This is a genomic window from bacterium 336/3 (assembly GCA_001281695.1).
In the GTDB taxonomy this organism is placed as follows: Bacteria; Bacteroidota; Bacteroidia; order Cytophagales; family Thermonemataceae; genus Raineya.
Window position 1 is genome coordinate 426,963 of the sequence record LJIE01000001.1, and the last position, 18,509, is coordinate 445,471.

The following is an 18,509-nucleotide window of genomic DNA, read 5'->3' on the forward strand; positions in this document are numbered from 1 at the left end:
AATTAAGTGAGATTAGGGTTTGAGAAGCCAACCGTAATATCAAAATTTCTGCCCATGCCTGTTGGTACAGCTTTGATATTAAGAACTATATTATCTGTTGCTATTACATCTTGATTAGGATCAGCAATTATTTCAACACCTGAAATTTCCCCAAACGCAACCATCCTTTGTCTGATAGCTCTATCTACTTTTGTTTGAAAATCTTTGATGATTGCTGGAGGAAGTTTTCCTGTTTCTTCATCAACGATAAAGTTTTTATTCAGTTCTCCTGTGTAAACTTGATTAGTGATTCGAGCTACCTTATCTATTACACGAGAGCGAGATATGAAGGCATAATCGTCAGTTTCTTGAGTACAAGTGCTATCATTACACCAGTAAAATCCAGAAAAGCCCATGTATTTTCGAGGGAAGATATACCCTTTTCCATGTAGTGCTTCAAGTTCGGATAAACTGTATTCTTCAAATCTTTTAGCACCTATCCAAGCATTTTGCAATCCAATATCACCATCTTCAACACAACCTATATTTCGTTGCACGGAGATTCTTGCAAGTCTGCCTAGTGCCAAACCAACAAGTGTTGCATCTGACCCTGAAGCATCCCAACCAAGTATTACGGAAACACGATTTTGTGTTCCTGAACGGAAATCCCTAGCATCTCCAACATTACCTTGAAAATCTCTGCCTTCTACAATAATTTGTACAGGTCTATGATTCTCTTGTTCTTGGATAGCAAGTAATTGAGCTTTTGTTACAGCAGTCACCACATCAGGATCTATTCCTTCTGTAATAGTGGGATTATAAGTAGCAGGCATTCTAGTAACACCTAGAATATTGATTTTACCTTGAAGTTGGTTCAATAGTTTGGTAGCATAAGTTGTGCCTGTTGGATCAAGAATAGTCTCCATTGTAATGGCTTGTCCTACGACCATCAAGTACAATTCTGCACCTTCTCCTGCAGCAGTATAAAAGTCTTTACATTGCTTGTGGGCGTTTGTAACATTGGTAGTATCATAAGAGGCTGTGATACCTTTCTCTATTACATCATCCAAACTATACAAGGGACCAATAACATCTCCTAGTGCAAACTTACCAGCTACAGCCACCCCTGTAACAATGAGAGCAACAACACCATCAGAAGAACTTGCTGTTCTCCCAAGTTGTCCATTTTCATAGCCAATATTTACACCTGGTAGTTGTCCCATTTTGTTTAGTCGTTGTTTTCAGGTTCAGAAAATTCCTCTACTTCAAGATTTCGGTCTATCTTATAGAGTTTTAATCTTTTTGTTTGAGCATGCCTTTTAGCATATTGCAAATTGGACTCAAAAAATGCTTGACCATCCTCAGTAACAAGTAGCACTTTTAGCTTTTTATTATCATCAAATAGCCCTTTTACAATTTCACCTAATTCTTCTTCTGAGTAAAGTCCTGTTACTTTGTTAGATTTGCTGACAGTAGTTTTCCCAGTGTCTTTTTTTGTGGTCTTTGTATCTACTGTTTTGTTTTCTTCTGAAGGATTTTTTGTTTCAGGAGTAGTTTTCCCAGTGTCTTTTTCCTCTGCCATGGTATGGTTCTTTTAAGGATTATGAATTAAATTTTATTAAAGTAGAATGTTAGCTACAATTATTAAGCAGCTACAGAAACAATTGATCCAAGCCCTTCTAATTTTTTCGGCATTGTGATTGCCCATAAAGAAAAACCGACCTTTGTTTTTCTGCCTTCAGCATCTTTTTTACCTTCTGTGTAGAACATTTCAGGGTCAGCAGATGCTTTGAAAGTACGTGGTGCATAAAATGCAGTAGATGCATAATTATCAGTTGCAGGATTAACAACAGAACCAAATGCTTTTTTCGCACCAGTAGCAGCTACATACCAAGGCACACTTTGATATTCATAAATATCAAAACCAAATAGTTTTGGAACTATGGTACCACTACCAATATTTTTGTATTGTTCTCGGAACGTTTCTGAAACATTTAATAATTGCTCAACATGTTGAGGACACAAGACCAAGATTCTGTCTTTTTTAGGAATCTTCAAATCATCAAATAATCGTTTCAATTTGATGATATCTTTAGGAGTAATTTGCTTCTTTGCATTAGTTTCCCCATCAGTTGTTCCTGTTGTTGGTACTACAGGAGTAGCACCAGTATTACTAGAAGGACTCAAAGCATGTATAGCCAAATCGGCAGCCATTTCTTGAAGAACTTCTGTATGGCTCTGAGTGTACTCTTCGATTACGGGATAGTTTAGTCCATGTAAATATTTGATGGGAATCCCAGTGTTGGTGGTTTCCAAGTGTTTTAGAGAAATGGGAATATCCGTATCATTTACATCTACTGTTGGGATGGGATAAGTGGTATTGTCCACCAACACTTCTGGGTCATTTCCCAAATCTGTAAAGTGAATTACCCTGTTTTTTACCCATTCATTCCGAGCAGGAATTCTTTCCATAAATCCAGTATCTTTTCTGAATTTTCTCAGAGCCTCGCCTGTCCAAACTTCTTCGTGTACAGCCATAATATTTATGAGTATTTTGTTTAAACCTTGCTAAATAAAAATTGAATGCTTTTAAATATTGATTTATTCCTCTCTCTTGGAGGGTAAAAAACCGTATTCTGCCTTAAATAAACTATTGTAAAGAGTCGGATCTTCATCCTTGATTCTTTCTAGTTCGTCAGGATCTTTTTGCAAATAGTCTTTAAATGACCATTTAGACTTTTCATCAACAGTTGTTGTTCGTGTGGAAAGATTTGGGTGTCCAGACATATTCTCTATAGTGCTTTTTGCTAAATCAAAATCTGCAAGAGCCAGTTTTATAAACTGATCTTTTTGAGTGGCTCTGATTTTGCCTTTAGCAATTGCATCCTCTACTAAATTATTTGCACTAGCCTTTTTTGTTTCTTCATTTTGCTTTCTTAAATCTTCAATTTCCACTTTGAGAGTTTGAATTTCATCTCTATAAGCATCATTTTGAAGAGCTTTTGCTTTGAGAGTTTGAATTTCACCAAGAGTTTCTTTTTCTGAAGAATCAAGGTTTAACCCAAGTGCATTTTTTACGTTGTCAAAAACTTTGTTAGGATCCATTTTATTTTCAGGTTTTTTGTTATCTATGATAGGCTCTTCACCAAGAAGAGAATTAAAATACGAGTACAATTGAAGTGTATTTTGAACACCTTCTGGCTGTGTTGTTGTACGTTTGTTGGGATAAGAAACTATTTCATCAATTAAACCTTTGGATAGTGACTCATCAGCAGATAACCAAGTTTCTACGCTCATCATATCATCAATCGCAGATGCATTCTGAGATGTTCTTGATTCAAAAATCTTTACTAAACTATCTTTTAAAATGCCAAGAACTTCCTGTTCTTTTTTGTTTGGAGAAGGGTTTCCATTATGAGGGTTATGAAGCATTAATTTGGCATAATCAGCCATAAATACTTTTTTACCTGCCATCAAAATTACTCCTGCCATACTTGCAGCGATTCCATCATTATAGGTATGTACAGGTACTTTAGATGTTACAATACTTGAAAATATTGCATAGCCTTCTAAAACGCTTCCTCCAGGGGAGTTGATTCTTACATTAATTTTTTTGAAGAAACTTGATAGATAATCTAATTCCTGAGCAAAAACATCTCCTTGTATTCCTTTTTCACCTCCAATAGGTTTATAGATACGCATAGTTGCTGTATCTCCAGATGCATTTTGAAAATATAGAAGTTTATTTAAATCAGGTTGGTTCATTGTTTTTAAATAAAGTAATTACTTTAATTAATGAAACCAAAAATAGTAAATTAAATAATTGCTTAATAAATAAAAAAGAATGATTGCACTCCAAAAGAGTATTGATTGCACTCTGAAAAATTTATATATTTGCAAGTAAAAACTTGTTTATGCTTAGAAACTTAGAATTAAGAAATCAAAGAATTGTAGAGGATGTAGATTTTTTGATGAAGAATAAAGCGAAAATGTTTTGGCAAGCTGTCGAAATAGTTGCATTCAAGTATGGACTTGAGAATGAAACTATAGAAAAGGCATATCGTAAAGTAGAGAAGTCTAATGCAAAAAAATAATGGAACAAGGCATATTTATCCCTTATTTCTAAAAAGAAGAAAGGATATTGATTTTAAAAATCTTATGTCATTTTTGAATAGTGACATATCTATGCAAAAATTGGCATTCAGTATTGCCAAAGGAATGGGTAAGAAGGATTATCAAATTTTTCTCTATAGCTATGCTGTTTTTTTAACAAATGAAGATACATGTTCCTTTTTCCCATTCATATTTGAGCAAATACAAATGAGCAAAACAAGAACAGAAAAATATGCAAAGATGTATCTAAATAAAGAAATGAGGTATTTTCGTAAGTATGGTTTTAAACATCATTAAGTTTATCCACAAACTCTATCCCATATTGTAAACTAAATTCTTGTAGTATTGTATTTATTTTTGCAGAATTATCAGTGAATTTACATTCATAATCAATTGCAACCACATAAATATTTCCCCATGCTAAAGGAGTCCTCATTTTGATACGAGATAGTTTACCAAAGCTATCACTATAAAGATGCAAAGCTTTGTTGATAACTTCTGCCAATAGAAAAACACCCTCTTCTCCAATAACTCCATCAGCAGCATCTTCTTTTTGATAACTTTCAAATCCAATCCAAATGGTAATAATACATTTTGCTTGCTGACTACCTCTGGCTGCATTGGTATAATCAATATCTGGAAAAGAAATAAAGGTGGCAGGGTATAAAAAACTTGTTTCATGTTCTTCTGTTTCAAATTGGTTATTGTATAAACCAATGGTTTTCAGACCTAAAACTTTATCTTTGAGCCTGTTTTTGATGGAAGCATATATTTCGTACATTATCTAAAGATATTTTTGAATGTGTTGTAGAATTCCTTTTCTAACTTCTTTTTAGTGTTAGAATCCACTCCCATAAAACGCCTTTGAGGAATTTTTAACTTTTGTTTTTTAGTCAATGCAAGCCTTTTCCAATATGGGTTCTGAGTACTTTGATATTTAGCCCAGAAGAATTTCTTCATTTTGGCTGTGACAGAAATTTCTCCTCCGTCATTATGTATTTTAGCCTGAGGCATATCTGTTGATATGACTATTCTTCTCCAACTTGCTTCTGCCAACCGAATGGAACGCCTTAGCTTTCCAGATTTTACCAGCAAACTACGACCGTCATTTAACTGCTTTGCTTTCCAAGGTCGTCCATCAAAAGATTGCTTCTTAAAATTATCATTGATTGAATCCAAAACAATAAACCCCATTCTTTGAGGGATTTTCTTTACTGATTGGAATTTCGCTATGATATTTTTAAATGGATTCATTTACAAACTTTTTAATTCTTGCTAAACCTTCATTGGAAATATTCTCAAAATATGGATGTTGCTTTGGGAAAACTATACCATCAAGAGCCACGTTACTAGCAAAAATTCCCTCAGGTTGCTGTAAATTGTTTTTTGGTAATACTAAAGGTGTATCCTCATTCATAGGAACAACAGTACTTCTACAAGGTCCCCAATGATTAGGGGGATAATTTATTGTCCAGAATGAATCTGATGCGGGTAGAATTATGCCATCCCTTTGCTGACATAGGGGAGTAGTTCTATCATCACCTACAGCTGAATATTTCAATAAGACATTTGGATTTTTACCTACATACTGATTCCAAATTGAAATCATTTGTGCGGAAGCCATGGCGTGTTCATACTCTGCTTTTAAGTAATTCAGATTATATCTTTCATTTACTTTTTTTGCTTCTTTCATGAACCTTTCAAAACTACGAGCTCTTCCACTTTCATCAACAAGTTTTGAACTCAATTCAGATAATTGCTGATAAGTTTTTACTCCAGAGAACCAATAGACATTCTCTTTTAGAGCATTGATTTTTTCATAATCTGTTAATGTGGAAATAGATTGCTCTAAATATTTAGAAGTTAGTTTAGCAATAGTATTGTCAAATAAGAGTGAGCCTTTTGAAAAAACCTTTGTTGCAATGTTTTCATAAGCTTTTGTAAACCTTTTAAATAATTTTTTGATTTCATCATCAATTGTATTCTGATAATTGTAAAGATTTGATATTTTGTTTTCAAGCGTTTTATCAAGTAGAGGAATAGCAATTTTATTGCCATCTGACTTTGAATATACAGCCGTATCTAGTGAAAGTTTTAAGAATTCTTTCATCAAAAAACCATACTCAATTACATATTTTTGTGCTGTTCCTTTCTGTAAATAAGCAATAGTGGCATGTGGACTGTAGTGCAACCTTGGACTTGTATGTGGCAATTCCTTAAACCTTAAATTTAATTCATTCAAAAGGGGATTGCTAACTGAAAACTTAAGAACATCATAATCTTCTGCTTCAAAAAAACTGATATCTAATAAGTTGACATCTATCTTGGGAATTTCTCTCATGATGCTTAAAACATCATTATCATTTATGTCTGAATGTAATCCATATAAAAGAGTGACATGAGGCTCTTTTTCAATGCCTGCAATATTTTCTTCAAGATTGATATATAAATCTTCAGCTTTGATATGTTGAGTTAGAAATGTCCATATTGCTATTGATGCTTCGGATACATTCAGCATTACACATCCAAAATCATACTTGTTTTTAATATTTGAGACATCAATAGGTTTTGTTGCAGGTAAGGGATTACTATCGTTTTTCTTTGTGACTTTTAATCCAAAATTTTCATTAAAAAACTCTTCAGGAATTTCATAATGCTCTAATATTACTTTAAGCAATTCTGGTGATATACTTTTTCTGTTTTCCTCTGTTTTTTGATTTCGGAGCCTATTATAAACAAATCTTAATCCTTTGAATGGATAACCAAATCTAATCAATCTTGGTATTAGCAATTCATTTACAATGGTTTGTAAGTCTTCCATATATGCCTCAACACGCTCTTCGCTGGGAGTCTTATTGATAGCATCTTTATTGATATAAGTTTGCTGACTGCCTCCTTTGGCTTCATCATCAGCATTTTTTGTATGACCAAGAACAAGTTTTGATAGTTCGGAGTTTACACGTTCAGTAAGGTTTTCAAATGTTTTAGATGAATCTGCACCACTTTGAGGTTGTAAATAATCAACTTCATCATCCTTATCAAGAATACCTAAGCCCTCAACGCCTACTTTAAGCATTTGCTTTTCTATTTCTTCTTTTTCGATAGCATCTTTATCTGTTTTGACGATGATAGTGGGTAATCCAAAACGTTCATTGAAACTTGCATGGCTACCCATAGAAAAACGTTTGTAGATAACCATTGGAGAGGCTTTTAATAACATACCTAATCCATTTTCAATAAATATGTAAAAATCTGAATAGGCTGGATTATCGAATCTTTCTCCTTTAGTATCAAATGTATTGATAAGGACTTCTTTTTTTTCAGGAATTATATTTCTTCTTTCAACAAGTGCAATTTTTTCAACTTGCCCATCTTTGTCAAACTCTTTCAATTCTATTAGAGAATAACCATAATACTTAGCAGACAAAACATGATGGATGAATTCTCCAAACCATCGTTTTTGAAGAAGTTTTACTTGTTCTGATGGTTTATCTTTTTCATCTAATAGCAAAAATGTTTCACCAAGTATTTTAAACTCTAGATTTTCAATGATACCAGATAAATGGTTATCCAACATAACCATATCATACACATCCATCAACTTTTGTCTGCGAGGAAATTCAATGCTCTCTGCTGTTTGCCAAGCAGCTAAAAACTCTTGAATACCTTTTCTGCCTCTGTCAAAACGTAGAAGTTTTGTTCTATTTGAAAAAAAAGTTTGACTCATATTTTAAAAAAACATATCGTGTGGAGGTTGTTTTGAGGTGAATCGAAAACTAGAGGGTTTCGTTTCATTATCTTCAGTCATGTATTTAGGTAAATCAGGTGTAAGATCACCATCTCTTACTTCTTTAAGCCATTTAATGCCTTTGTTGTATTGTGTCAATCGTGTTTCTTGTACTTGTTTAGGTGATATCCTTAACGAGACATAATACAAAACAAGATCAATCATTATCCTTACAATATCTCTATGTCTATTTTCCCCCACAGCAGAAAAAATAGCTGTTGTATTGAATTTTACTCTGAGATAAGTTTCCATCTCAACCTTTGCATCTTTTTCAATTTCTTCTACAGTTGTTCCATCCAATTGCTGGTTGAGAGCTTCTATACGAATTGCTTTAGGATAGTCAGTTTCTACTAAAAACATAATTAAAATATATTTGAGGATGTAGGTCTATGAACTGCGGTTGGTTTGGATGTTCCTCGTTTGAAGAATTTTTTGAAATCTTCTTTGAAGCATTCAGTAAGGAAATAATCATCTGCATCAGAGCAGTGTCCTAGACTTTCATAACTGACTTTTGTTTTTGGGTCTGTAACACGTTTTTTATTTTTTGTACCATCTGGATTTTCTTTGATATTTTGAAAGTCAAGAATACTCTTTTGACATCTTTTATCTATGAGAATACTTATACCTGCATATTCGTATGCAAATATCTCATTGATAAATTCTCCTCTCATAGCAACACCTGGTGCAAAAGATGCTACTCTTTTCTTAGGTCTCCAAATTGAAAGTTCATCCATAATGATTTGGAAATCATTTTTATTTTCTCTTGTATCCTGATGATGCCCAGAAGGGTCTCCATACACATAACAACCACCAATATGATCTTTGAAATTTTTTAAAATAGCTCTACAAAGCTTTGCAGTAGTGTTATTTGGCGATTCCAAACAAAATTCAGCTATTTTTTCACTTTTTTTGCCATTTACTTGCCAAACTCCACATGTTATATACGGTACTACGTTAAAATCAAAAGTTAAGTGTAAAGGTTTAGTATAATCATAGGAACCACTTAAATCTGCTATATGAAGCCCACTGTCAAAACATTTATAGAATTCTCCTCCTGTTCTTTCTTCAGCATCCCAATTTCCATGTAATAATCTTTGTTTATCATATTCAGAAGTCATTGATTCAAGACTTTGCTTATATAATTTGACAAATGCTTTATCTGGATTATCTTTAAGAGATGCAAAAATATACCTCTGATTAGGTTTTAATTGAATAGGATTGTCATTTCTATCTTTTACATATCTATACTTTACCCAATGCGGACCAGGATTGCCTGTTAAAAAAACTTTAGGAGCAATTCCATATTCTTGAAGTTTATACCTGACCCTTGTTTTTACAATCTCAAAAGCCTTTTCAGTAATTTCAGGAGCTTCATCAATAAAAGCATCTGTATACTCCATAGATCCTAATGTTTGAAAATCTGGGTCACTTGGTTGATATTTCAGTTCTTTCAAAATAGTTCTACTGCCATTGCACCATTCAATAATATGCATTACACTATTATATTTGAAGTGTAGTCCCTCTATCAAACCAAAACTCTTTGCTACATCTTTAAGAGTAATAAGTGTACTTTCAGTAATAGCTTTAAGTTCATTTCTTCCAATTAAACCTCTACTATTTGGATATCGGAGTCTTCTGTAAATATGCCATGCACATCCAAGCATACTTTTTCCACCACCAGCAGCTCCGCCATAAAAAATCTCATCAGAATCTAAATCTTCAAGATGTTGCCATGCTTGATACTGCTTTTGAGAAGGTTTAAATTTTATATCAATCGTTTTCATCTGTTACATCAGATGGTGTTACAAGGAAAAAATTGAAACCAATCTCCCCGGAATGTTTTACATCTTGCTGTCTTACATAGCCTCTATCTTTGCCTCTAGTTAATAGATATAGTTCTATAAGCCTTTCTGAAGGTTTCTCTACCCATTTTACTAAATTCTTTTGTTTATCTAATACAGGAATGCCTTGTATAAGTGTAAACATCTGACTTTCGCAAAAATCAAGTCTCGATTCTATCACTTCATCATATACTTCTTTTAGTTTTGGGTCATCTTTTAGCCACTTATTCAGTCCAGACAATGAGCATTCGAGGGCTTTTGCGACCTGAGTTTTATTACCCATTTTTCTTTCGCAAACCCATCTAAATGTTTCAACATCTGGTTTTTTATAAGCTTTTTTAGACATTTTATAATAATTCTAAAACTTGTAAATATGATTTAACTTGCCAAAACTGTGTTTCTGCTATTAATTTTTCAGTTCTAAACTGTTCTGATAATTCAGAAGCAGCCACACCTACTTCAAACTTTTTTACTTGTTCAGCAAGTAAACTTTCTTGCTTTCTCATGTATGAAATAGCTTTTTCTTTGAAGGACATTGTTTCAGGGTCTTCAACAACCTTAATTTCTTTGACACTTGCAGTTTTATCGCCCATATTGATAATTAGCTTTAAATCGATTTCTATATAGTCATTCATATTAAGTAGAGTTTTAACTCTACAATTTACAATAAATCCTCTATTTTGAGGTCACCATTTATATGCTCAAATTCAAATTCTATCCCATGCTTTTGACAATAGCTATGGTATCTAAGAATAATCAGTTGGGCATAATGTTCTTCGAACTCTACACCTCTACAAATTCGATTTGTTTTTTCTGCAGCGATGAGAGTAGTGCCAGAACCAAGAAAACAGTCAATTACAATATCTCCTTCATCAGAAGCATCAAGAAGAACATCAGCGACCATTTGCAAAGGTTTAGGAGTAGGATGATTGGCTAATTGCCCAATTCCTCCTGTTTCTTTTCTGTCAGGATTTGAAAAGTCGTTTGTTGAATGGTAATCCCAAACATTAGATCGATATCTGTCTTTTAAATCTAGATTGGACTTATGTTTAAATTGTCCATTCTTGAAAATGATACAAAGTTCATGTTTTGACCGATAAAAAGACCCATTGGCTGCAACAGTTTTATTCCATACGCATAACTGTTTGGGCTGTATAGATTTGTATGTATTTTCCCGCCCAGCAGCTTGGCATACATGCCATATGTGTCTAAAATCCATACAGTGATAGTGTATAGAGCCATCTACTGAATGCTTAACAAGATTTTGCATATAAGAACTAAGAAAATCTACAAATTCATGGTCTGACATTTCACCAATAGCCATAGCAAAGTCTTTATGTTGCACTTTGCCTTTTCCTCCAAATTCTTTATAAGGTAAATTATAAGGAGGGTCTGTGAAAACTATTTGAGCTTTTGCTTCCTGCATCAATGCTTCAAATGTTTCTGCTTTTGTAGAATCACCCACAATAAAGATATGTTTTCCTAATCTAAAAATATCACCTTTTTTGACTAGAATCTCAGTATTAATTTCTTCTGGTGGGAAATCATCTTCTATGGACTCTTTCACAGAGTACAAATCAAATTTTTGCTCAAAACGGTCAAAGCTAAAATCAGGAATATCAATAGCTGTTTTTAGGTGTAGGAGGTCAAGATTGAAATTAGTTACAAAATCATTCAACCCATCTTGAGTAAGTTTTGCATATTGACTTGTATAAACTAAAACCAACTTAGCAGCCTCTTGCTTATTTTCACAATCAATAAAGCAACCCTCTAAAAGTTCAGGAATAATAACTCCCTCAGCTTCCATTTCCTCCAAAGTATCTTGTCTATGATGACCATCAAGTATCCAAATGGTTTTATCAGAATCTTCCCAAACCATGAAGGGCATCACAAAGAAAAATTCTTTTAGTGATTGTTTTAACTTATTAGCTTTTTCACCAGAAAACTCTTTGAAGTTTTCATTCTGAAACCATTTAGCATCTTTCCATCTAAATTTCTCAGTTTTAATGATTCTTGAGAAGATTTCCATACTCCTGATTTTACTCCCGATTTTTATTGAAAAACTTTATAAAACTTATATTGAAGTTTTATATATATTTGCTCGTAAAATCTTTGTATGGCAAAGTAGAAGGGATATTTTATATAGGTTTATAAGAAGTTATGTTTCCAGCGGGATCACTAAAGCCCCAAAACAATTTGTTTTGGGGCTTTTTTATGCTTTACTAATAAATAAAGTGCTTTAAAGAATGTAATTTTTGAGGAATACTCTCCAACTGATTTTCTGAAATATCTAAATAGTGTAGATTTTTCAATTTGTCAAATTCTTTCGGCAACTCTCTTAATCTATTTTTGAAAAGGTATAACTCTTGTAAATTCTCTAAATTACAAATCTCGACTGGCAATTCTCTTAATTTGTTTTCATTTAAAGCAAGATAACATAATGCCTTTAGATTTCCGATACTCTTAGGTATTGAAGTTAAATGATTTTCTTCTAAATCTAAGTGTTTAAGATGTATCAAATTGCCGATTTCGTTTGGTAGAATAAGCGGAACACGATAATGTTTATATTGAGAAGAGTTATAAATCTCTAATTTTTCGAGTTGAGTACACAAACCTATTTCAGCAGGTAACTCTTTAGCAGTAATTCGTAAAAACCTTAATTTAGGAAGTTTGGAAAGCTTTTTGAGGGTGTCTTTTAAATCTAAATGAAAATTTCCTTCTAAATATAAAGTTTCTAAATTTTTAAGTTTATCAAATGTCTTGGGAAGATGTTCCAAATTACATTTACTAATTTGTAGTTCTTTGAGGTTTTGTAGCTCTCCAAAATTTTCAGGAAGAAGCAATTTTTTTGCTTCTATTCTGATGATTTCAAGTTTAGAAAGTTTTGTAAACTCTTCGGATAGCTTCAAATGGCTTGAAAATGCCAACCTTAAAAAAGATAAATTGCTAATGTTTGAAATAGAATCTGGAACAACTTGTTTTCTTCTATAATCCGAGTCTATGACCAATTCTTCTAAATAAGGAACTTCTTCAATTTTTGATGGAAATTTTGTAGCAATACTTATAGAATGTACAGTTTTCATTTTCGGAAGTTTACCTATTATCTCAAAAATATTCTGTAATTGAATATTGGGAACATATCTTAATTCTATTTCTTCTAATTTCTGAAGTTTTATGAGAGTTTTTGGAAGACGTTTGATTTTAGTATTCTCAAGAGATAAATACCTCAAATTGCTTAGTTCTCCAATACTTTTGGGCAAAGTTTTGAAAGGATTTTGACCCAATGATAAAACTTCTAAGTTTTTTAATTTTGAAATCCAATCGGGAACTTCTTTTAAGCCACACTCATTCAGATGAAGGCTTTTTAGATGAGTAAGATATTGTAAATAATGACTGATTTCTACGCTTTGTTCTCCATAAAGTTTTCGAATACTTAAATCTTCTATATTTTTTAAGAAAATAATTTCTCTTGGAATGATAGCTGTTTCCAAAGACAATGATTTGATATGAGGTAACTCTCCTATAATGGGTAGTGTTTGGCTCAAATTAAGCTTTTCACAATGCCCCAAAGATAAATATGTCAAGTTTTTTAGCTTTGAAAAAGACTTTGGCAAGCGTCTGAGAGAGGAGTTCCAATATAAACTAACCTTTTTGAGAGCCTGTAATTGACCAATGTCTTTGGGTAGTTTTTGGAGGCTTTGATAAGACAACTCTAATACTTCCAAATTTTTTAAATCACAAAATTCTTTTGGGAGCTGTTTCAAACTCCCTCCGTTCATCTTAAAAGTGTTTAGATTTTGTAAATTGCCTATTTGAGTTGGTAGCTCTTGAATTCGATAATTTCGAGATAAAGTTAAACTTTCTAAGTTTGAACATTTAAAAATTTCTTCAAAATGGATTTCTTCTCGCCATGTTTGAGATTCTCCACTTAAATCAAGGTTTATTACTTTAGCATATTGCTTATCTTGAATGAGTTTGAGATTAGACACAGATAATTCCATGTCTAAATTGTAAGAAAGCCAATCTAAAAAGGTATAACAAATTATTTTTTTACCTTTTTGGGTATAAAATGGATGATACATATCTTCTACATGCCAAACAAAACCTTTTGATTCTCCTGTTACTACCAAAGCTGTATGGCTGCTACCCCAACCCTCATAATTAAGTATTAAACAGCCTTGTAAATCACCTTTTTGACTGGAATCCAGTATGTTTCTTACCTTTTCAGCAGGATAAAAACGATAAATATTGTCTTCTATAATCTCTATACCCATTATTTGTGTGAATGGAAAAGGTAAATGAATGGGTAAAGTAGTTGTGTCTGTATAATGGTATCGAACAGACTCTTCTAACGAATTAATATGTCTGTGATATTCTTCTTGATTCCCATTTCCAATGTGTAATAAAAAAGCTTTATACTCTTCAGGGAGTTGGATTTGGTACTTTTTCTCAAAATCTATAATTTCTTTTTCAGAAAGTGTGGGATTGAGTGTGTATGGCTTTTTGCCTTCTTCTTTTCTTTGTGTATTGATAAGTGTTATTTTTTCAAGAATAGATTGTATCTTGTTTTCCATAGAAAGTGGATTTACTGTCTTCAAGATACGATTTTATTTAATAGCAACAAAGAAGGGCAAATTGTAAATTTGCCCTTTTGGATATAACTTTCTTTTACTACAATTTAGGATTTTTGCCTTTTAGCACTTCTATTATATGATTTACCACCATCTGAGAAGAATGATAATACCAATGATTTAAGACCTGTGTACCCACATCAGAGCCTTTATCATCTTTGGTTTTAGATACATCTACATCAAAAACATCTGTAAGAGAGGTGTTTACATATTTCCTGCCATATTTACCTAAGCGATTGCTGAAATTTTTGGTATATTTTGAAATACTCAGAACATGGTCTTTGTCATGGAAATAGATATGAACTCTTCTGCCAAAATCTATAAGTTTATAAAAAGCCTCTTGAGGCTCAAAAATATCATATTCTACATCAGCAGCCATGATGAGTATTTCCTCAAACAATTCGGGAATGCCTGCTTGCAAGTGTTCTAGTTCCAGAATAGTGTGTTTGAGAACTCTGTTGCCCATAGAATGAGCCATGAGGTGTATTTTTTTGTTACAGGCTGGGTTTCTTTCTTGTACAAGTGTTTTTCTCAAAAATTCTGTAACTTTTAAAATGCCTCTTGCCAATGCCTCTCCTGAACGAATGGCATCTTTTTTATCATCATGGTAATGCAATGGAAGAGCAGGCGACCTACCAGGCCAAGTAAATATAATAATATGCCCCACAGGTGAGTTGGGGTTTTCTACGTACTTTTTATGAAGGTTATCAATAGTTTTTCTCAAACTTTCTAAATCTGTATTAAAACCATGAATAAAAAACAAAGTATCAGATTTTTCTACACCTGAAGAAGTCTTAACCGTATTTGCAGTGAATGCTTTGTACAAATCTGTGAAAAAACGAGTAGAACCTTTGAGATCTGTGCTTTTGGTACTCATTTCTGCCTCTGAAGTTGCTTTGGCATAATCTAAATCTGAATCTGTTTGGGGTTCAGCGAATAAAACAAACTCTTTTTTGCTTATATCATAACTTCCAAAACGCAAATTATCACTTGCACTTTCTTTTCCATCTTCTCGGATAGTTTCTACGCTACCCTTCTTGATGATTTCTCGGTTGGTGATGAAGTATATCATAATATTATTTCTTTTCGTAGTCTGTAAGGGTTTTTGCCATTTCAATGAGTTTGGGCTGGGGGCTTACATCTGTTTTCCAAGAAATAAAGCTATTGTGGGTATAAATGCCCGCTACACCATCAATCCCTTTTTGGCTTACTTGCCACATTTCGGCTTCTCGGTAGGCAAGAGGCACACCAAAACGCATGGCATTGAGGAGCGTCCAATATTTAAGAGTTGTTATTTCTTTTTTGGTGTAGGCTTCATAATATTTTGAGCCTTTGTAATTGAGTTCAATGGCTTTGCTTTTGGGAAGTTCTACATTTGCCCAAGTATAAAGTTTTCCGTTTTTTTCTGTCAGATTACCCCAATTGCAGATTTCAACGGCTACACTCTGTTGGTTTCGGGCAAGGTTATTGAGGTGTTTCATGCCGATATGGTGAGCCCAATAGCTTTCATCGTAACCTCTAAAAACAGTGCCATCATCTACAATGCCTACTGCTGTGGCTACATGCATCACCCCATCATTTCGCCACCAATCGAACATGCCACGAGCATTATCCCAACCAGCCGAATGATGCCATACAATTTGGTTTTTGGAATAGGCTTGCTGAAAATAATAACCTCCAAAATTTTGGAGGTCTACGACATTCAGAAGTTTTTGATAAAGAGCATTGTAGGTTATCAAACCTGCCAAGCCATCTTGGGCAAGCTTTTGACTTTTCTGAAAAGCCTTGATGCTACTAAAACCTAATTCTGAAAGGAGATTCATCAGAATATTTCGGCGAAGAGTTTTTTGGTTTTCGGAGATGATTTCCATGTAAGTATAGATATGATAAAAGGCTATTTTTATACCTAAACTTACACAAAAAAAAACTTCTATACATCAGGGAATCCCTGATTTTACAATGGTGTAATAAAATAATTTTTTTTAACAAAAAAAATGGACAAAATTACAGAATTTGTGCAATAAGCCTATATTGTTAATGAAAAACTGATGTAAGTTTTTTATTAATTTTCCACTTTAATTTTAAAAAAAAAAGATTTTAATTGTAAAGACTCACCAAAAAAGACTAAGAAACAGAAGCTGAAAAATGAACTTCAACCAATTCTTTGAGCATGGTAGTAGTCAGGGGTTTTCTTCTAAAATCTTGAATGACTTTCATGCTTTTGGCTTTCTCTTCTTCATGCAAACTGATAGAAGTGGTGAGCATCACCACCATAATTTTATCTTTATGAGGGATGTTCTGGTTTTGATAGGCTTCTAAAAAATCCCATCCATTCATAATGGGCATATTGATGTCCAAGAGTATCATATCAGGTATAGGATTACTAGAATCATTTAGATATTCTAACGCATCTTGTCCGCTTTCTACAATGGTACAATGGTTTGTACAATCAGTTTGATTGATAACCAATTGATGTAGAAAATTGGTCGGTTCATCATCATCTATCAAAAGTATAGAGTGTAATTTTTGTGTCATAAGTGCAATAAGCTTTATACAAAATTATTATATTTTTTACAATGAGCCAAACTTATCTGACATTGTCTTGTATTTTTTACTCAAAGTGTTTTTGAAAAAGAAAAAGAGCATATCTTAAAATTTTATAAAACCACCCAACCCATTCTTACAGCATATAAAATGACACCAGATATGGACTTTGTTCCAAGTTTGTGCATGATATTATTTCTATGTGTTTCAACAGTTTTCACACTAATAGAAAGTTTTTCTGCAATTTCTCGACTACCCATTTCGTCGCAAACACATAAAACAATATCCTTTTCTCTATCAGTTAGGAGGGCAGTGTTATCTAAACTAGGTATTTGTTTTTCATGGTGATCTTTGAGAGCATCCCTTAAACTTTTTGTAAAATAAATACCTTTAGAATATACGTCTTCAATGGCTTTGATAACTTCTTTAGGTTCACAATCTTTACTCAAATAGCCATTTGCTCCTAAGTCCAAAAGATGTGTAGCATAACGCTCTTGAGGATGTGAAGATAAAATAATGATTTTGAGTGGATGGTCTGGAAATTTCTCTTTGATTTGTTTGGTAACAGCTATACCATCCATATCAGGCAATTGCAAATCTAATAGAAGCACATCAGGAGCTACCTGTCCCGATTCTAAGTATTCTATGAATGTAATACCACTTGTATCTTCCAAAATCACCTGTATAGAACCCATAAAATTCAGGATATTGACAAGCGATTTTCGAAAAAGTATTTGGTCATCTATTAAGGCAACTTTGATGGGTTCAGATATAGCCATGTAGTGCAAAAGTGTTTTGTTTTGCTAACAATCTACAAAAAAAACTTAAATAGGCAAAGCAATTTGTACACAAAAACCTTGGGGTATGTTTAGAAATTTTATGTCTCCTTGAGAAGCATTGACTCTACTCTCAATATTTTTTAAACCTAAACCTTTTTTCTGAAGAATGACAGCTTGCTCCATGCCTTTCCCATTGTCCGAATACTCTAAAACAGTCTTTTTGCCTTGTTCAGAGAGATTGACAGAAATTGACTTGGCTTGAGCATGTTTTAAAGTATTTTGAGAAAGTTCTAAAATGATTCTATAAAAAGCTAATTCTTGTTCATAAGAAAGTTTATAAGCTATTGCATACGAAAACTGGATTTCTATAAGATGTTGAATACTATCAAAAAACTGTTTTAAACTGTTTTCTAAACCAAATGTAGCAAGAAAAGTAGGAGAGAGTTCGTGTGAAAGGTTACGAATTTGATTTAAAGATCTTTCTAACAATTTTTTGCTCTCTGCAATCGTATTTTGTAATAAAGAAGGATTGTTGAGGATTTCGGGTAAAAACGCAATTTGCATTTTTGCTGCTGCCAAAATAGAGCTTACTTCATCGTGGAGTTCCTGAGCTATTTTTTCTCTTTCCTTTTCTTGAGATTCAATACTTACTTTAGTTAATTCTTTTTGTAGCCTAATTTCATTTTTATATAAATTCCTCTGAAATTTTAATATAAGAAGTATGATTACTATTCCTAATCCGAAAATAAGTAATGTTCCAACAAGAATAATAGTATCAATCCAATTTTTCTCGAAATTATCCATATTTAATATCAGAGTTGTTGCAAACCAAATT

The 18,509-nt window shown here is 33.0% G+C and carries 18 protein-coding genes and 3 pseudogenes; 3 read left to right on the plus strand and 18 right to left on the minus strand.

Features of this window, described 5'->3' with window-relative positions; all coding sequences use genetic code 11:
• Positions 1-2: 2 nt before the first annotated feature.
• The 4 genes from AD998_02025 to AD998_02040 form a co-directional block, all read right to left on the minus strand.
• On the minus strand, positions 3-1,202 hold the full coding sequence (locus tag AD998_02025; GenBank protein ID KOY85091.1) for a hypothetical protein: 1,200 nt from the start codon (positions 1,200-1,202) through the stop codon (positions 3-5).
• A 5-nt stretch (positions 1,203-1,207) separates the two neighbouring features.
• Positions 1,208-1,561 (minus strand): hypothetical protein, encoded by a 354-nt coding sequence (locus AD998_02030; GenBank protein KOY85092.1) that lies wholly within the window; start codon positions 1,559-1,561, stop codon positions 1,208-1,210.
• Positions 1,562-1,623: 62 nt separating this feature from the next.
• Positions 1,624-2,517, minus strand: a complete 894-nt coding sequence (locus tag AD998_02035; GenBank protein KOY85093.1) for a hypothetical protein — start codon at positions 2,515-2,517, stop codon at positions 1,624-1,626.
• A gap of 63 nt (positions 2,518-2,580) precedes the next feature.
• Entirely contained in the window at positions 2,581-3,744 is a 1,164-nt protein-coding gene (locus AD998_02040; GenBank protein KOY85094.1) for a hypothetical protein, read from the minus strand.
• 149 nt (positions 3,745-3,893) lie between these two features.
• On the opposite strand from AD998_02040, the gene AD998_02045 reads away from it, so the two are divergent.
• Together AD998_02045 and AD998_02050 are read left to right on the plus strand one after the other, a co-directional pair.
• Positions 3,894-4,073, plus strand: coding sequence for a hypothetical protein (locus AD998_02045; GenBank protein KOY85095.1), 180 nt, complete (start codon positions 3,894-3,896; stop codon positions 4,071-4,073).
• Positions 4,060-4,389 (plus strand): hypothetical protein, encoded by a 330-nt coding sequence (locus tag AD998_02050; GenBank protein KOY85096.1) that lies wholly within the window; start codon positions 4,060-4,062, stop codon positions 4,387-4,389. The genes AD998_02045 and AD998_02050 overlap by 14 nt, the downstream gene beginning before the upstream one ends.
• Here AD998_02050 and AD998_02055 read toward each other — a convergent pair.
• The 8 genes and pseudogenes from AD998_02055 to AD998_02090 all read right to left on the minus strand — a co-directional run bounded on the left by AD998_02055 (position 4,376) and on the right by AD998_02090 (position 11,287).
• Positions 4,376-4,873, minus strand: a complete 498-nt coding sequence (locus tag AD998_02055) for a hypothetical protein (protein ID KOY85097.1) — start codon at positions 4,871-4,873, stop codon at positions 4,376-4,378. The genes AD998_02050 and AD998_02055 overlap by 14 nt on opposite strands.
• Positions 4,873-5,346: a hypothetical protein gene (locus tag AD998_02060; GenBank protein KOY85098.1), complete on the minus strand. Its 474-nt coding sequence runs from the start codon at positions 5,344-5,346 to the stop codon at positions 4,873-4,875. Before AD998_02060 ends, AD998_02055 begins: the two co-directional genes overlap by 1 nt.
• The gene (locus tag AD998_02065) at positions 5,333-7,819 is read right to left on the minus strand and encodes a hypothetical protein (GenBank protein KOY85099.1); all 2,487 of its coding nucleotides are present in this window, start codon (positions 7,817-7,819) and stop codon (positions 5,333-5,335) included. Before AD998_02065 ends, AD998_02060 begins: the two co-directional genes overlap by 14 nt.
• A 3-nt stretch (positions 7,820-7,822) precedes the next feature.
• Entirely contained in the window at positions 7,823-8,239 is a 417-nt protein-coding gene (locus AD998_02070) for a hypothetical protein (protein KOY85100.1), read from the minus strand.
• 701 nt (positions 8,240-8,940) lie between these two features.
• Positions 8,941-9,663, minus strand: a pseudogene (locus AD998_02075) (hypothetical protein).
• Positions 9,650-10,066 (minus strand): hypothetical protein, encoded by a 417-nt coding sequence (locus AD998_02080; GenBank protein ID KOY85101.1) that lies wholly within the window; start codon positions 10,064-10,066, stop codon positions 9,650-9,652. Before AD998_02080 ends, AD998_02075 begins: the two are co-directional and overlap by 14 nt.
• 1 nt (position 10,067) lies before the next feature.
• The gene (locus AD998_02085) at positions 10,068-10,355 is read right to left on the minus strand and encodes a hypothetical protein (protein KOY85102.1); all 288 of its coding nucleotides are present in this window, start codon (positions 10,353-10,355) and stop codon (positions 10,068-10,070) included.
• A gap of 92 nt (positions 10,356-10,447) precedes the next feature.
• Positions 10,448-11,287: pseudogene (locus tag AD998_02090) on the minus strand (hypothetical protein).
• A gap of 439 nt (positions 11,288-11,726) precedes the next feature.
• On the opposite strand from AD998_02090, the gene AD998_02095 reads away from it, so the two are divergent.
• Positions 11,727-11,963, plus strand: coding sequence for a hypothetical protein (locus AD998_02095; protein ID KOY85103.1), 237 nt, complete (start codon positions 11,727-11,729; stop codon positions 11,961-11,963).
• On the opposite strand, the gene AD998_02100 is transcribed toward AD998_02095, so the two are convergent.
• The 6 genes and pseudogenes from AD998_02100 to AD998_02125 form a co-directional block, all read right to left on the minus strand.
• A complete protein-coding gene (locus AD998_02100) occupies positions 11,943-14,294 on the minus strand; it encodes a hypothetical protein (protein KOY85104.1) in 2,352 nt (783 codons plus the stop codon). The genes AD998_02095 and AD998_02100 overlap by 21 nt on opposite strands.
• Before the next feature lie 283 nt (positions 14,295-14,577).
• Positions 14,578-14,967 (minus strand): annotated as a pseudogene (locus AD998_02105) (hypothetical protein).
• 460 nt (positions 14,968-15,427) lie between these two features.
• Complete coding sequence (locus tag AD998_02110; protein ID KOY85105.1) at positions 15,428-16,222, minus strand: hypothetical protein; 795 nt, start codon at positions 16,220-16,222, stop codon at positions 15,428-15,430.
• A gap of 253 nt (positions 16,223-16,475) precedes the next feature.
• Positions 16,476-16,886: a histidine kinase gene (locus AD998_02115; protein KOY85106.1), complete on the minus strand. Its 411-nt coding sequence runs from the start codon at positions 16,884-16,886 to the stop codon at positions 16,476-16,478.
• 122 nt (positions 16,887-17,008) lie between these two features.
• The gene (locus AD998_02120; protein ID KOY85107.1) at positions 17,009-17,674 is read right to left on the minus strand and encodes a hypothetical protein; all 666 of its coding nucleotides are present in this window, start codon (positions 17,672-17,674) and stop codon (positions 17,009-17,011) included.
• Between the two features lie 45 nt (positions 17,675-17,719).
• The gene (locus AD998_02125; protein ID KOY85108.1) at positions 17,720-18,478 is read right to left on the minus strand and encodes a hypothetical protein; all 759 of its coding nucleotides are present in this window, start codon (positions 18,476-18,478) and stop codon (positions 17,720-17,722) included.
• Positions 18,479-18,509 lie beyond the last annotated feature (31 nt).

Bases quoted from the DNA above. Each gene is read 5' to 3' on its own strand.
- AD998_02070 (KOY85100.1), bottom strand. From the start codon at position 8,239: ATGTTTTTAGTAGAAACTGACTATCCTAAAGCAATTCGTATAGAAGCT.
- AD998_02065 (KOY85099.1), bottom strand. From the start codon at position 7,819: ATGAGTCAAACTTTTTTTTCAAATAGAACAAAACTTCTACGTTTTGAC.
- AD998_02110 (KOY85105.1), bottom strand. From the start codon at position 16,222: ATGGAAATCATCTCCGAAAACCAAAAAACTCTTCGCCGAAATATTCTG.
- AD998_02040 (KOY85094.1), bottom strand. From the start codon at position 3,744: ATGAACCAACCTGATTTAAATAAACTTCTATATTTTCAAAATGCATCT.
- AD998_02060 (KOY85098.1), bottom strand. From the start codon at position 5,346: ATGAATCCATTTAAAAATATCATAGCGAAATTCCAATCAGTAAAGAAA.
- AD998_02115 (KOY85106.1), bottom strand. From the start codon at position 16,886: ATGACACAAAAATTACACTCTATACTTTTGATAGATGATGATGAACCG.
- AD998_02035 (KOY85093.1), bottom strand. From the start codon at position 2,517: ATGGCTGTACACGAAGAAGTTTGGACAGGCGAGGCTCTGAGAAAATTC.
- AD998_02085 (KOY85102.1), bottom strand. From the start codon at position 10,355: ATGAATGACTATATAGAAATCGATTTAAAGCTAATTATCAATATGGGC.
- AD998_02050 (KOY85096.1), top strand. From the start codon at position 4,060: ATGCAAAAAAATAATGGAACAAGGCATATTTATCCCTTATTTCTAAAA.
- AD998_02100 (KOY85104.1), bottom strand. From the start codon at position 14,294: ATGGAAAACAAGATACAATCTATTCTTGAAAAAATAACACTTATCAAT.
- AD998_02125 (KOY85108.1), bottom strand. From the start codon at position 18,478: ATGGATAATTTCGAGAAAAATTGGATTGATACTATTATTCTTGTTGGA.
- AD998_02045 (KOY85095.1), top strand. From the start codon at position 3,894: ATGCTTAGAAACTTAGAATTAAGAAATCAAAGAATTGTAGAGGATGTA.
- AD998_02055 (KOY85097.1), bottom strand. From the start codon at position 4,873: ATGTACGAAATATATGCTTCCATCAAAAACAGGCTCAAAGATAAAGTT.
- AD998_02080 (KOY85101.1), bottom strand. From the start codon at position 10,066: ATGTCTAAAAAAGCTTATAAAAAACCAGATGTTGAAACATTTAGATGG.
- AD998_02030 (KOY85092.1), bottom strand. From the start codon at position 1,561: ATGGCAGAGGAAAAAGACACTGGGAAAACTACTCCTGAAACAAAAAAT.
- AD998_02120 (KOY85107.1), bottom strand. From the start codon at position 17,674: ATGGCTATATCTGAACCCATCAAAGTTGCCTTAATAGATGACCAAATA.
- AD998_02095 (KOY85103.1), top strand. From the start codon at position 11,727: ATGATTCTTGAGAAGATTTCCATACTCCTGATTTTACTCCCGATTTTT.
- AD998_02025 (KOY85091.1), bottom strand. From the start codon at position 1,202: ATGGGACAACTACCAGGTGTAAATATTGGCTATGAAAATGGACAACTT.